This is a genomic window from Aerococcus mictus (assembly GCF_003286595.3).
Classification (GTDB): domain Bacteria; phylum Bacillota; class Bacilli; order Lactobacillales; family Aerococcaceae; genus Aerococcus; species Aerococcus mictus.
The window spans coordinates 823,594-840,012 of the sequence record NZ_CP132985.1; the positions used below are offsets into that span (position 1 = coordinate 823,594).

Here is a 16,419-nt window from a genome sequence, read left to right on the forward strand (position 1 = left end):
AATATTGGTTATGAAATAAAAAACAAAATAGTTCTTCATATTTTCTGATCAAGCTTTCAACAAATTAAATTTATTCATAATGTATTTAAAAAAGATTTCCGTGTTGTTTTTTACCTTAGATAAATAATTATAAAATATTATTGCATTTTTTTTTTTTTTTTGTACTATGTCGTTAGGGAATAAAATTATACGATACGATTATTTGTTCAACGCATCAAAGAAAAGAAACTATCTTTATTATTTTAAAAGTTTTTAAATATTCTTTTAAGGAGACATATTTTTAAAGTTTAAAGAACAATATTGTATATCGATAATTTTAGCGAAATTTTATATATTTTATTTTTTATTCATAGGAGGAAAAATATGGTTGGAAAAAATAATTTCCAAGTAAAAAAAGAAAAGCAGAGTAACAAATTCTATCGTTACTCGATTAAGCGTTTAAGTGTTGGCGTCGCTTCTGTTGCAGTAGCAGCAGGGCTCCTTTTTATGGGAGACGCTGCTGTTGTTCAAGCAGCAGCTGTGGAAGAAGCTACTGTAAGTGAAGAAGTTGAGCCAGTAGCTAAAGAAGAAAGTCCTGTTGTTGAGGAAATTCCTGTTAATGAAGAAGCTAAAGAAATAGAGAAGTTTTCAACAAGTGGGGAAACGACTTCGGAAGAAGCAGAAACGTCAATAACAAGTGAATCAAGTGAAAATTTACCAGAAGAAGCGAATGATGTAGCTCCAGAAAACCTTAAGGAAGCTAGTCCTTCATCAGAAAATAGAGTTGTATCATACTCCACACCAGTTGAGAATCAACCTGAAGCTGAAACGACTGCTTCTGACAGCCCAGAAGTAAATGCCACTAATCCAGAAGCTTCTGTGAGCGGTGAAGATGCTACTAGTAATGCTGTTACAAACGAAGATTCAGAATCTGAACCCAGCATAAGTTCAACGACTGAAAATGACGAACGTCCAAATACTTCAGCGCGTTCAGTTGATATTAATGAAGTAGAAGATAATGCAATTTACTCTCCTGGTCAGAAAGGTGATAAGCAATCCTACTCTGGGACAGTTTATGTTTATCGACACAATAGTCTGGCTGATGTCGGCGATGAAACTCTTCCTGGTGTGAATGTTTATCTTCAATGGGTAGATTCAGATGGTTATGTATCAAATGTATACAAGACCACTTCCCGTCCTGACGGGACCTTTACTTTCAACTTTCAGCAACCTGAAGTTGACCAATTTGGTAATGTTCATCATTTTCAATTAGCTGGTAATGGGGACTTTGCGATCCGAACTTGGGTTGAAAATCCAAATCCTGAAAAATATAACATTGTGAAACCAGGTGACCAAAAATACGGATTCCATACCCGCTTAAGCCGGACTAACGAAACTTGGGACTTTACAGCTGGGATCAACCGGATTGTTGATGGCCAAGTTGCTCTTCAAGAAAAAATTCTAATGAACGACTGGTTAGTGAAACCTAGAGACCAATGGACGACCTCACCTAATCAAGATGGTATTTGGCCTAAAGTTGGCAATTATGGTACTGTAAGAGGCAACGTTTGGTACGAAAATGGGGATCCAATGGGGTCTGTTGCTGCCGGTTGGAAGAAAGATTCATGGGATGTTAATGCTACAGGAACCAAAGTTGTTGCTTCCTATGTCAATGATGAGGTTGCTCGCCGTTTTGATGCTTGGAAGGAGGCTAATCCAAATGCTGGCTTAGAAGATTTCAGAGCTGCTCAGGAGAATATTATTCGTGAGTACGAGGCCGAGAATGGTACTGGATCTCATATTGCTGAAACAGTCGTTGGCACTGTAGATAGCGATGGAGAGTACTATATTCCATTTAGAGGACTATACGGTATTAGCCCTTATCAGCAAAATTCAGGAACACGAATATCATATACTATTTCTGATGAAGAGTATGGTCAACTTGTTCGTGATGAAGATGTTAATCATAGTAATTTAATGCAATGGAATGGTACTATAGGGCAAAAACATCGTCACATAAATACAGATTATATGTATGTTGCTCCATTGATTGATAACTATGCTATTTGGGGAAATACTTCACAAAATAATATGTTTGCGCCACTAACGAATAGCGCAATTGCTCCAATTCTGGTTAACAACTTAGCTTCAGATAATATCTCTAATGTGAATTTTGCTGCTTTAGCAGCCCAACCTCTACATGATATTAAGAAATTCGATAACCAAAATAATTTTGCTAAGCCAGGTCAAGAAGTACAGAATGAAACCGCTGGCTTACTTCCTAACCAACAATATAAAGTGAGATGGTTCAAGGATGGCAAAGCAATTGGTGAAGCAACTGTAGTGAATAGTAATGAAGTCGGTCGAATTGGCTCTATTCCTATGACTGTGCCAGCTGATTTAGCAGCTCCTGCAAACTATTCATCAGCGGTGTTCTATGGAAATAGTGATGCAGATGATTTATCAGAAGCTTTAGCTGCTGATTCCTTTATTGCCGCACCTGGGGTTAATTATCACCCAATTGAAGTAACAGCTGGCGAGGAGGCAAAAACTGACACACCAAAATTCACTGATAAAGACGGCAATGAGTATGAACCAAATTATCAGGGCCAGAGAGCGCCAAAATATGAATATGTAGAGCGTATTGTGACAACTGATTCCAATGATCAAATTAGAGTAGAATATAAACCACTTGAAACAGTCAATGTTGACGGACAAGATATTCAAGTTTCAGTTGATCCAAATACTGGTGTCGTTACTGTTCCAGCATCAGAAACAGCTAAGCTAAAACCTGGACAAAAGGTTGTCGTTCCAGTATCTGTTGCCTTTGACAATGGTTTACGCTTATCAGCAGATGCAGAGATTACCATTAAAGATGACCGTCAAGACCAAGATAAATTCCAACCAAACTATGTGCCAGAAGAAGCGGAATTTGGTAAAAACTTCACAGGTCAACAACCTAACTTTAAGCAAGTTGATCTGGAAGGTAAGGAAACAGATGTTGACTTCAGCAATGTCCCACTTTCCAAGGATCCAGCTAAACCTGCCTTCTCAATTACCACACCAACAAACGGTGCAACGATTAATCCAGAAACCGGTGTGATTACAATCCCTGCGGAAGAAACATCTAAAGTTCCGGGACAAACGATTGAAGTACCAGTTACTGTTACCTACGAAGATGGCACCACTGACCAAGTGACAGCACAAGTGAATGTAACAGCACCTGATGTGATTGATCGTAGTGAAGATCCAAATGCTCCTGTTCCTCAAGGCTACCATAAGGTAGACTTTAAGGCAGGCGAAGGCGTTGCTTCACTTTCTGAGAACAAGGTTTACCATGTGAAAGATGGTGCAGTTTTAACAGCAGATCATTACCCAACAGCTCAACCTGCTGAAGGTTATGAGAATCCAACTTGGGATGTTCAACCAGGAACAGCTATTAAGGCAGATCAAACTATCACTGCTACAGCAACTAAGACTGTTGTACCAGACACCACCGCCCCAACCATCACCGTTTCCGCTAAGGATATCCAAGCGACAGAAGGGCAAGCAATCGATCCGGTTTCTGTAACCACCGATGATCCGGAAGCGACCGTGACAGTTGATGGACTACCTGAGGGCTTGACTTACAATCCTGAGACAAAGCAGATCGAAGGGACGGTTCCAGAGGGTACGGTGCAATGGGCAGATGACCAAGATGAGTCTCGCGACTTCCCAGCAACCGTGAAGGCGATAGACCCAGCCGGCAATGAAGCAAGTGAACCAATCAATGTAACCGTGCTTCGCGACACAGACGGTGACGGCCAAGCAGACAAAAACGATGAAGATGACGACAACGACGGCATTCCAGATAAGGACGATGATGCATCGAAAGTATGGGACGGCCTCGATGCTAAAACCACTGATACCACCGCAACTAACGGCCAAGAAGTGCCTGCTAATACTAAGGTGGTCACTCCAAATAAACCTGGTGCTAAGGTGACTACTCCAACTCCAGTTGATGGCCTGTCAGTTGACGAGAACGGTAATTTAGTAGGCACACCAAACGTGGACTTCCAACCAGGTGAAAGCGAAAAAGTCGTTGAAATCCCTGTTGAAATTAGCTCAACTGGCACTGGACAAAAAGATAGTCAAGGCCAACCAACTGACGAGGCTATCCAACGGACCGTCAAAGTGACCGTAACCAATCCAAATCCAGCTGAAACACCAGCGGAATCTAGCGTTGAAGTGACGCCTAAGTCACAAAACGCTCTGGAAGGTAAAGACATCACCCCAGTGACGCCGCAAGCGGACAATGTCCCAGAAGGCGGCTCTGTTAAGGTAACGATCGATGGCCAAGACACTTATCCAGGTCTGACCGTTGATCCAGAATCCGGCCAAGTGACCGGCCAACCAGAAATCACCGACTGGGCGCCTGAAGAAGAAACTCGGACCATTACGGTAACCGCTGAAGTTCAAGACAAGGATGGCAATCCAGTTCGTGATGGCGATGGTAATCCAGTTAAGGCTGAATCGACCATCACCATTTACCGCGACACCGACAAGGATGGCCAACCTGACAAGGATACGGGTATGCCTCAAGATCCAAACAATCCTAGTGTCCCAGGCATCAACCAAGGCGACAAGGACGATGACAACGATGGCTGGACCGACCAAGATGAAAAAGATCGCGGCACCGATCCAAAAGATGAAACTGACTTCCCTCAAGTGACCGAACCCGACGCTGAAAATGAACCAGGTAAGGACACGACAACAGTTACCGGCAAGACCACGCCAAACACCGATGTGGAAGTCAAAGACAAGGACGGTAACACCATCGGCACCGGGACTTCCGACGAAAACGGCAAGGTCACTATCGATGTGCCTAAGCAAAATCCTGGCGACAAGGTGACCATCACCCCAGGTAAGAAGGATGACCAAGGTAACTTTAAGCCAGTTACTGACGACCAAGGTAAGCCTCAAGGCGGCGCTGAAACGGTAGTCAAGGAAACCCCACAAATCACCAATCCAGGGGCTAAGAACGATCCCGATTCAGACCAAACTAAGGTGACCGGTAAGACCACTGTTCCAAATTCCACCGTTGAAGTTAAAGACAAGGACGGCAATACTATCGGCACCGGTACCTCTGATGAAAACGGCGACTTTACTATCGACGTCCCTCGTCAAAACCCAGGCGACAAGGTTTCTGTCATCCCATCTAAGGACTACACCAACCCAGACGGCTCAACAGAAACACGGACCGGCGACCCTGTGGAAACCACCGTTACTGAAGACGCTCCAGCTGTAGTCAGTGTCGAAGTCACACCAAAATCACAAAACGCTCTGGAAGGTAAGGACATTACCCCAGTGACCCCACAAGCGGACAATGTCCCAGAAGGTGGAAGCGTTAAAGTGACCATCGATGGTAAAGACACTTATCCAGGTCTAACCGTGGACCCAGAAACTGGTCAAGTGACCGGTCAACCACAAATTACTGACTGGGCGCCTGAAGAAGAAACCCGGACCATTACCGTTGAAGTTTCTGTCCTAGATAAGGACGGCAAGCCTGTCACTGATACAGACGGTAACCCTGTGACCGCTGAATCAACCATCACCGTTTACCGCGACACCGATAAGGATGGCCAACCTGACAAGGATACGGGTATGCCTCAAGATCCAAACAATCCAAATGTTCCAGGCATCGACCAAGGCGACAAGGACGATGACAACGACGGCTGGACTGATAAAGAGGAAAAAGACCGCGGTACCGATCCGAAAAATGAAGACAGCTTCCCACGTGTTACCGAACCAGGTGCTGAAAACCAACCTGGCCAAGACACCACTACAGTAACTGGCAAGACTACGCCAAATACCGATGTGGAAGTCAAGGATAAGGATGGCAATACTATCGGCACTGGTACGTCAGATGAAGACGGTAATATTAAGATCGATGTACCAAAACAAAATCCTGGTGACAAGATTAGTATTGTCCCTGGTAAGAAGGATGACCAAGGCAACTTCAAGCCTGTCAAAGACGACAATGGCAATCCTCAAGGTGGCGCCGAAACGGTCGTTAAGGAAACCCCTCAAATTACCAATCCAGGGGCTAAGAACGAGCCTGACTCAGACAAGACCACTGTCACCGGTAAGACCACCGTTCCAAATACGACCATTGAAGTCAAAGACAAGGACGGTAACACCATTGGTACCGGCACTTCTGACGATAATGGCGACTTTACCATCGAAGTGCCTCGTCAAGGAAATGGTGACACGATCACAATCATCCCATCGAAGGACTATACTAATCCAGATGGCACTGTCGAAACACGAACCGGCGACCCTGTGAAAACCACGGTGACTTCAACTGGCCGTCCAAGCGTTAAACAAGACAAGGACATCTACGAGCCTGAATATCAACCAGGTTCCGGTCAACCAGGCGACAAGGTTGAAATCGGTGAACCTATCTTTAGAGACGAAGATGGCAAGGTGGTCAATCCACCAGCTGGCACCAGCTTCCAACCCGGCGCTGGCGAAACCGGCATCACGGTTGACCCTGAAACTGGTCATGTCACTGTAGACGTTCCTGCAGATGCTAAACCAGGCGATAAGATTGAAAAATCAGTCACCGTCACCTATCCTGATGGTTCAAGTGAAACAGTAACTGTTACGGTTACGGTAGAAGAAAAAGACGGCAGTGGTGTGACACCAGTTCCAACACCTCAACCTCAACCTGAACCACAACCAGAAGAACAGCCTGAAGTTGAAGATGAAGTAAGACCTGATCCAGAGCCAGAATCCAATGACGACCCTGTTAAAGCAGACGATAAGACTGTTTCAGTTAAGACTCAAACTCCTGCAAAGGAAGATAAGAGCAAGACTCAAGCAGCGCCTGCCCAAGTGCATACCCAACTGCCTCAAACCGGCGCAGTTGCAGGGTTAGCAAACTCATTAGCTCTAGCTCTGATTGGAACTGGTTCCATCCTGGCTTTAGGTAAAAAGAAAAAAGAAGACTAGTCAATGTTATGCATGTTTTCTTGTTAAGTAAAAGTTAAATAAACTATTTCACCAGGAATGATATTCTTCATTCCTGGTTTTTTAATTTGTTAAAAAAGCAGATGATTTTATATTTTATTAGAGAATTTTATAAAGAATTAATGTAAAATATCTACACGATGTACTATTCTCATAATAATTGTTTTGTATCTTACTAATTTTTAAGGTAAAATAAATAATATCTACAATTTGAATAATTCAGAGTATAAACGATGAGAACTGTATATTTTTGTTGCTTTATTTATATTCATAGAAGAACTATAAATAAGACAGGAGTTGTTTATTTAATTTATAATTTATCTTATTTTTATATGGAAACTATGAGCACATAGTTTTATTTTTTTGATTTATTCATAAAAGTACATTGATGTTATGATTTATTGGAGGAGCAAAATGGAGAGAAACTATAAATATGCAATCCGTAAGACCACATTGGGTGTTGCGAGTGTTGCTATCGCAGCTTTTTTAGCAGGACAAGGACAAGAAGTCCAGGCAGCTGAAAATCATGCAATGAGCCATTTAAATGAAAACACAAATTCTTTAGCAGAAGATTTTGTCGAAACTAGTGGATTCGATGTTTCACCAAGTTCAGTAGATAGTACTACAACGGAAGTAGCGACGGCAGATAATCTAACAAATGAAGGCTCAACTGCAGAAACTGTAGCAGCTCCAGCAGCTGCAGAGTTAGCCCCAGCAGAAGGAGTAGCTAACGGAGTTAATGCGACAGCAGAAAAAGAAACGCTTCGAGACGGAGTAGCCAAAAATGAAGATGGAAAGGTAAAGACAGATAAAGAAAATTCAGTATCTGCTGATGAAAATCAAGTTGGCAATTATAGGGTATCTGATCTTGCTAATAATGGAATTAGTGGAAGCTTTACCGCAGAAACAGTTGGGACGACCAAAGAAGGGGTTACTGTAAAAGTTGTTAACCCATCCTACTCTTTTCCGGAAGGAAAAAGAAGAAAATTTGGTATCCAGATTGATATCGATAGAGAGAAATCCCAAAGAACCTATAATGGTGTCTATGTCACGGATAACCAAAGAGGTGCGCCAGTTGATGGTCAGACTAACGGAGAAATTATAAAACCTAACCAGGATCCGGATTTCTCTGGGGTGAACTATCCAACTACTCTAGAACAAGAAAGTAATATTTCTGCTGACGTTTCAAAAGGTAGACAAACGGAAATTAATATTAGTACTGGAAAAGGCTTCCTAGCTGATCTGAACAAGGTTGGTAATAATAAAACAAATATTGCCTGGAAGTCGCAATATACCGAAGATAATCCGAACCAAAAAATGTTCACAGGTGAAAATTTCGGGGCGGGCTTCTCAGTAAACCCTTATCCTAATGAGAACAAAAAACTTTCTATCATTCAGGTCGTGGGCGATACGACGGTTGATAAGGTGCCGGTAAAGGGGCAATATGTCAAAACAGGCGCTAGAATTGGAAATCTAGATCCAGAAGACTATACCCGAGTCACGTCAGAGGTCTATCATCCTGACGGGACAGTAGTAGATCCTAGTGAAGCCCGGGCGATATTAGTTAGCCCAGCTAATAAGTCAGCGCTCGCTGTGGCCATGGGAGTAGATGAATCTACTCTTACAGAAGGCGATATTGTTTTCAAGATGCCTAAGGGTGCTCTGGAAGACCCTGAATCTATCTTCAATAATAAACGTTTTGAAGGTATCCAAAGTTTACGAGCAGAATTCTTTGCCAGACCGCGTACGGCTGAAGAATTTACAGCGATCGTTAATGAAGTCAATGCAATTCAAGGATATGAAGATAAATACTACGTTGGTACTGATGCTGGTACCCAGGTTATCATTCATAATGGTCAAGAGGTAAAAATCGATAAGCAAGGTATCGCAAGATATGACCACTACAACAGCCTGGGTGAGATCACGGTTCACCTGGATGATACCCGCTTTTATGAGCAGACCTTTAACCGCATCCAGTCCGAAGACGATACGGCTTATTCGAATGCTTTAAGACCCGGTCAGTCTATTACTCTCAAAATTAATTCACCTTCAGGTAAGTTAGAAGGCGTGGATCCTTCTTCTAAAAATTATGAAGAAATGGAGGCAGCACGGGTAGAGGGTCTAACCAAAGGAAGTTTTATCGAGGAATTTAAAAAAGAAGCAGAAGCTAAGGGTTGGAAAATAGAAACAACACCTGGTAATCCATCAGAGTTTACCGTCATTGCACCCACCACTGCGAATCCAGGGGATACCATGTATTTACCTGTTGTCTATACCTACACCAACGGTTCGACTGACAATCATAATTTCTACTTTGTTGTTAAAGATTCTGATAACAACAAACCGGAGTACCATGCTAAGGCAGGCTTTCAGGGAGATAAGCTCACTTTAACTCCTGAAATATCCGACAATCCAAATAAACTTAAACCGATATCCTTTGAGTTAGTTCCTAATGAACAGGGAGAATATATTTATAAGGATGACAAGGGTAATGTTTGGACAGATGTAACCATTAACTCTCAAACTGGAGAAGTAACCGCTGTAGTTCCAGAAAACACGGACATTATAGGTGGTGAAATACTGCATGTTCCAGTAAAGGCTAATTATATAGCTCCGATTACTGGCGAAAAGAGAGTAGAAACCGTTAAAGCTCAATTCATCGCCCGTCCCAAGTACAAAGCGACTGTGACCCATGAGACAACCAAGGAGATACCTTTCGATTCACGTGAGGAATATGACGAGAGTCTGCCTCTTGGCGTGATCAAGATTGAACTTCCAGGAACGCCTGGTCAATCCAAGTTAACCTTTGAACAGGTTGTTATCAATGGCGTTAAAGGCCATTACGATGACCAAGGGCAATTTGTCGAGGGCTTAAAGAAGGTCACTGAAACCAAGATACTTGACCCTGTTGATCGCTTAGTAAAGGTAGGAGTCAAGCCAGCAGTTAATCGTATCACTATTCCGATGACGACCGAATATATTGTGGATCCTACGCTTAAGGTAGGTCAAGAAATCATGGAGAAAGGTCAAAACGGTGAAGTGACTGTCAAAACCGTAAGAGATCCGAAAACAGGCGAAGTGAAAATCACTCAAGAAGTGACTAGTCCAATGCAACCGCGTAAGATTCGCGTTGCACCGTACCAACACATTAATGATATCCCATATGAAACGACCGTGATCACTGACAATAACTTGCCAGCAGGCGAAAAAGTCGTTGAGCAAGAAGGGATTGTCGGTAAGACCGAAACGAGAGTCACCCCAGCGCAAATTGCTGATTTAGATGAGCTTAATGATTACCTTACCAATGGCGATGTAGACGGTGGCTTTTTGAAGAATGGAGAAATCAACTACGACAAGATCGCCAAATTCATGGTAGAAAAAGGCTATTGGGATAAAACTCTCTACAACAAAAACGCAAAGGTATTTGAGGAAATTGATCTTGGAAATGGTGAAATCTATAGAGAAGAATGGGAAGAAGCTCAATATGACGGCAAGTCTATCGATCAGTTATTAGATATTGACAAAAAGAATGGTCCGCAGGGCAAGATTCTTATTCCGGGTAGAGTGACGACAAAGGATATCACCAAAAAACAAGATCAAATCATTAAGGTCGGCACCAAGACTACCGGAACCGTTGTCGATACCGATGAAATTCCATTCAAATATAAAGTGGAATTCGATCCGGATTTCTACAAGAACTATCCTGACGCGACCAAAAACTATAAGATCGTAACCCCAGGACAAGCCGGGTCCAATAAGAAGACCTGGACCATTGAGAACTCCAAGGTCGTAGGCGAGCCGCTTGTCGAAACGGTAGCCCCAGTCAATGCAGTCATCAAGGTGGGCCAAAAAGATTACACCGGCAGCTTTGAAACCGTGGACAAGGATCCAATTCCTTATGAGACTGAATATATCGTCGACAATACCCTTGAACCTGGTAAAGAAGTGGTCGAAAATCCAGGTGAACTCGGTGAGAAGACCACCACAACCACCCACACCATCCAAAATGGTCAGGTGACCGCTTCAACCCCAGGTCAAAGTATTCAAACTAAGGATCCAGTCAAACGGGTGGTCCGCATTGGGGCTAAGTCCAACGGTAGCTACCAAGTGACGGAACCCATCCCATTCCAAGTGGAAGTTAAGAAGGATCCAAGTTTGAAGAAGGGCGAATACAAGCTTGAAACCCCAGGTAAGCCAGGTAGTCAAACCAAGACCCTGACTATCGAAAACTCGCAAGTGACCGCTACTTCTGAACCAATTATCAATGAACAACCAACTAACGCCGTAGTTCTAGTGGGTGACCAAGACTTCACCGGCAAAGTCAGCCACGATGTCACTGAAAAAGTGCCTTTCCCAATCAAGATTGTTGAAGATCCGACCATGGATAAGGGCACTTACCATGTCGACCAAGAAGGCGTTCCAGGTTCTAAGACCACGACTTATACCCAAGCCATCAAGAATGGGACAGCGGATGGCGCCCTGACTTCAACTGTCAAAGCGGAAAGCGCGCCTCAAGAACACATTATTCGTGTTGGCACCAAGCCTTTAACTGGCTCTACCACTGTGATGACCACCAACCAAAAACCATTCGATGTGGAAATCGAATACGACAATACGAAGCCTGCTGGAAGCGTTGAAGTCGTGCCAAACACAGGGGTGCCAGGTGAAGAAAGCAAGACCACTCCAGTGACCGCTCAAGATGGCACGGTCACTCCAGGCACCACGACTACAACTGAGACCAAGGCGCCTGTCAATAAGAAGATTATTGTGGGGACCCAAGGCTATAACGGCGAGTTCAGCCACGAGTACACCAATGTGGTGCCTTTTGAAACCGAAGTTGAAGTCGACCCAAGTCTGACTCCAAATGCAGTGGTTGAAGTTCAAAAAGGCCAACTAGGCGAAACGACCACCAAGGTGACCCAAACCATCACCAACGGCGTGCCGGGTGAGAAAGTGGTTTCTGATCCGGTTCAAACCAAGGCACCGGTCAACCGCAAGATCAAGGTGGGCGCTAAGACAGAAGGTGTCCATACTTACACTGAAGACCTCCCATTCAACTACACGGTAGAATACGACCCAGCTATCCAAGCCGGCAAGTATGAAATCGTGACCCCAGGGACAGTGGGCTCACGGACCACCGAATGGCCAATTACTAACTCTGTGGTCGGCCAAGGCAAGGTGATCCAAGAAACCCCAGCCACAAATGCTTTAATCAAGGTTGGAAACAAGGATTTCACTGGTCAAGTCTCCCATACCGAAACGGTTCCGGTACCAAATACGGTGGAAATCCGTTACAACCCCAACGTCAAAGCTGGCGAAACCAAAGTTCTTGAAGCAGGCAAGCCAGGTTCCGTTGACGTGACCTACAGTCAAGTTATCAAGAATGGCCAAGCGGAAGGGGACTTAGTGAAGACCGAAGCCAACCGCGTAGAACCAGTTAACCGGGTCATCGAAGTTGGTACCCAGCCAGTATCTGGCACTGAAACCCCAATCCAACAAGACGTTCCAGTTGAAGTCGAATATGTTTACGACAACACCAAGGACAAGGGCTTTGTTCAAGCCGGTCAAGTCACCCCTGGCAAGACCCAAAGCAAGGTCATTTCCAAGGTGGTTGACGGCCAAGTGGTCAACACCGTTGAAAATGTGGTGACCTCAGCCAAGCAACAAATCATCGTTGGGACCAAGGATTACACTGGAAACTTTGAATATAAGGATACCGATGTAATTCCAAATCATACCCAAGTCACCATCAACCCTAACTTGGCGCCAAATGAAATCAAGGTGGTTGAGGCAGGTAATACTGGTCTCAAGGAACGGACAGTTCGCCAATCCTTCACCAATGGAAAACTTGGCGAACAAGTCCTCGGTGACTACACCACGGTCAGAGAACCAAAAGACCGCGTGATTGAAATCGGGGCTAAGACTACTGGCAGCTTCAAGGATACCGATACTATCCCATTCGAGGTAGAAGTCAAATACGATCCAAGCCTCAAGAAGGGCGAATGGAAGTATGCTAATGTGAACGGTGTAGATCAAAGAGGAGTCAGTGGTATCAAGGAAAGGACCATCACCATTGAAAACTCTAAGGTAAGCAATGTTTCGGACTTCACCACCACTAAGGCACCACAAAAAGCGGTGATCTTAGTAGGCAATGAAGACCTGACCGGAAACTTCACCACCGTCGATAAGGATTCAGTCCCATTTGAAGTGGAGTACAAGGTGGATCCAAACCTAGCACCAGGAACAGAAGTGGTTGACCAAGAAGGCGTTCTCGGTGAAGCAGAAACTCCAACCACCCATACCATTGTCAATGGTCAAGTGACCGAATCGACTCCAGGTGAGACCAAGCAAACCAAGGCCCCAGTGAAGAAAATTGTCCGCATTGGAGCGAAGACCGATGGAAGCTACACCCATACGGAAGAAATTCCATTCAAGGTGGTCGTGGAAGTTGACCCAAGTCTAAACAAGGGTGAATACAAGGTAGAAACCCCTGGTCAAGTCGGTCAAAAGACTACCACCGTAACCATTGAAAACTCTCAAGTTGTCGGTAGTCCAAATGCTGTGGTAACTAAGGAAGCAGTGACCGAAGTGATTAAAGTAGGTGACAAGGACTTTACTGGTCAAGTCAGCCATACGGAACACTTCGAGACTGCCTTTAAGGTAATCGTACGCCGCAATGAGGCCTTGAAACCAGGTCAAGTGAAGACCGTCCAAGAAGGTGTCAAAGGCTCTTATGACGTGACCTTTACCCAAAAGATTAAGAATGGCCAAGCTGACGGCCCTCTCCAAGCAGACCGTCACAATGAAGTCGCAGCTCTTGATCATATCATTGAAGTGGGACCAGATTGCCCAATCTGCCCAGTTCCTGGCCAACCTGATCAACCTGGCCAAGACAAGCCAAATGAAGACAAACCTGATGATAAACCAACACCAGGTGGACACAGTCCAGAGGGAGAAGACCCCGAAACTCCTAATCCTGGAGAACCAAACCCAGGAACGGATACACCGGAAAATCCTAGTTCAAGTGATGACAAACCAGGTAATGACAGACCAGGTGGTCAGACATCAGAAGATCCTAAACCTACTGACAAACCAGGTGGGTCTAGCTCTAATGGACTAGTACCAGGGGAAAATGATCCATCAGGTGACAACACGCCCGATAATCCTAGACCAGGGAACGGTATCGCTGACGGAGAAGTCTCAACAGATAAAAGTTCAGGAGGAGATAGTCCAACAGATAAGCTGATCAACGATGAGTCAGCTCATGACCTTGTGTCATCTGCAACTTTAAACCCTGCCAGTCAAAAGGACAGCTCGACAGCATGCACTGAACCTGTACAAGTGGCTTCAGTCTTACCACAAACAGGTGCGGTTGCTTCAGTGACAGGAGTCGGTTTATCCCTACTTCTGGCTGGATTGGGATGTCTCAAACTTGATTGTAAGAAAAAGAATTAAGGACTTAATTCTTAAAAACTAGCGCTTTTTAGAGGCTTAATGAAAGTTAACAGAATGTATAAGATTTTCCCATAATTTTTTAAAGACAAATAAAGCTGTAGACCATAATGAGTAAGTATCCTCATGGTCTACAGCTTTTTTATTATTCAGCAGATTTTAAAATGATAGAAAATATTTTTTTTTCTACAAAAAAGCCCCTGAAAACCCAGGGGCTTAAGAGAATGTATTCAATGGAAAACACATTCTATAGATATGCTAGAAGAGATGGATCTCTTCATATAATATAGTACAATATTTTTTTATAAATATCAACATATTTTATAATTTATTAAATAGAAAAAGAGGATTTTTCAAAATCCTCTCCATTAGGTAATATGACTTCTTATAGCCACGTTAGGAAAACTATAGAAAATAAAATAGGGAGAAGAGCTCTAACTCTTCTATTATTATCTTACAATTTTAATACCTGAAGTGCAATATCTTTTATTAAAAGTAAGAAACCCGCTGAACCTTTATTTTATTCTAAATTTCAGTATTAAATTTATGGATATAGACAGCTTCTCAATAGATGAAATTGTTTGTTAACACGATTTTATTATAGTTACCTTTGTTGAAGCAAAAAAATGGAGATACTCTAGAAAATTGTCGATATCGAGATTTATTTTATCTAAGCCTCTTTACGGTAAATTCGTTGATAATGGAATCACTTTATATAAAGGTGATAGAAAATAATCTTTTTAGTAGAAATAATGTTTGTAAATTGTATAAAGAATTAATAGAAATATGTGAAATTTAAAAATACTGAGATAAATAATAAAAATTCTGATATATAGAAACTAATTATAAGAATATATTTCATAAACATTTTTAAGGTTTATACAAAGTGAATAGTGTTTTATTTTCATATAGATACTAGCTATATTGAATAGATGCTTCTACCAATGTGAAGACTCTCCCTTACGAATTCAATAAGACTGTTATTTACTACTATAATGATTAGGTAGTGTGATAGTCGATAATTACAAAATTAATAAGGTAGACTATATATTATTTACTATGTGCTAAAAATTAATTACTTTAAAATTAACTGAAGTCATTCAAATGATAGATTTCCCCCATGTGAGTTAACATCATTTAATTAGCTTAATACAAATATTCATTGTATAATAAAAAAAGACAATCAGATCCTTTAAAATAAAAAGGAGAGATTTAGAAGATGATAGCAATAAGAAAAATGGAAGAAAAGGACATAATGCAGGTATGGGAACTTATGAAAGACTTAGCAACCTATGAAGGTTATATTGACACCTTTGCTATTACTCCAAAATTACTTAAACAAGAAATACTGGAAAAAAAGTTAGCAAATTGTTTATTAGCAGATAGTGATGGAGAAGTAGTAGGAATATTAGTATATTTTTATCAGTTTTACACTGCCCAGCATAAGCCTTATATGCATATGAAAGAGCTTATTGTAAAAGAAGGTTTCCAAGGTCAGCGGATTGGTACACAACTCTTTGAAAAGGCAAAGGAGATAGCAAAAGTTAATAACTGCTGGTCAATAAAATGGACAGTTGCAGACTGGAACGAAAAAGCAAAAGTCTTTTATAAACGACAAGGTGCTGAGGAAGATAGGACATGGATTAATTATACTTATCAAATAGATAATAGTAGTGAATAAGCTTTTATCTACGATAAGGTATAGTTATTGAATATTTAGTTAAATAAAAATTGTCTTTTGTGCTTGACGAACGCTGATTATATGTTAAAATTACAATTATATGTATCTTAGTGTAACATAATGTGTCCGTATACACATCCCTATGATATCGTAGGGGTGTTTTATTTTGCTTTATTATGGATGTGCAGTGGCATTTATAAACGAAAAATGAGGCCATTCTGAAAGGTTAGTCATAATATTGATAGACTTGATTTTATTACGTATTATAGTTAGTATGGAACTGAAGGGATAGTCCT

General features: G+C 42.3%; 3 protein-coding genes. All 3 read left to right on the forward strand.

Going from position 1 to position 16,419, the window contains the following annotated elements; translation table 11 throughout:
- The first annotated feature begins 363 nt into the window (after positions 1-363).
- Positions 364-6,972 carry an Ig-like domain-containing protein gene (locus DBT49_RS03845; RefSeq protein WP_111872453.1) on the forward strand — a complete coding sequence of 2,203 codons (6,609 nt, stop codon included), beginning with the start codon at positions 364-366 and terminating at the stop codon, positions 6,970-6,972.
- A 432-nt stretch (positions 6,973-7,404) separates the two neighbouring features.
- Positions 7,405-14,445, forward strand: coding sequence for a G5 domain-containing protein (locus DBT49_RS03850; RefSeq protein WP_181562746.1), 7,041 nt, complete (start codon positions 7,405-7,407; stop codon positions 14,443-14,445).
- A gap of 1,216 nt (positions 14,446-15,661) precedes the next feature.
- Positions 15,662-16,123, forward strand: coding sequence for a GNAT family N-acetyltransferase (locus DBT49_RS03855; RefSeq protein ID WP_070559107.1), 462 nt, complete (start codon positions 15,662-15,664; stop codon positions 16,121-16,123).
- Positions 16,124-16,419: the final 296 nt, after the last annotated feature.

Excerpts from the sequence above, each read along its gene's own strand:
- DBT49_RS03845 (WP_111872453.1), top strand. The coding sequence starts at position 364 with ATGGTTGGAAAAAATAATTTCCAAGTAAAAAAAGAAAAGCAGAGTAAC.
- DBT49_RS03850 (WP_181562746.1), top strand. The coding sequence starts at position 7,405 with ATGGAGAGAAACTATAAATATGCAATCCGTAAGACCACATTGGGTGTT.
- DBT49_RS03855 (WP_070559107.1), top strand. The coding sequence starts at position 15,662 with ATGATAGCAATAAGAAAAATGGAAGAAAAGGACATAATGCAGGTATGG.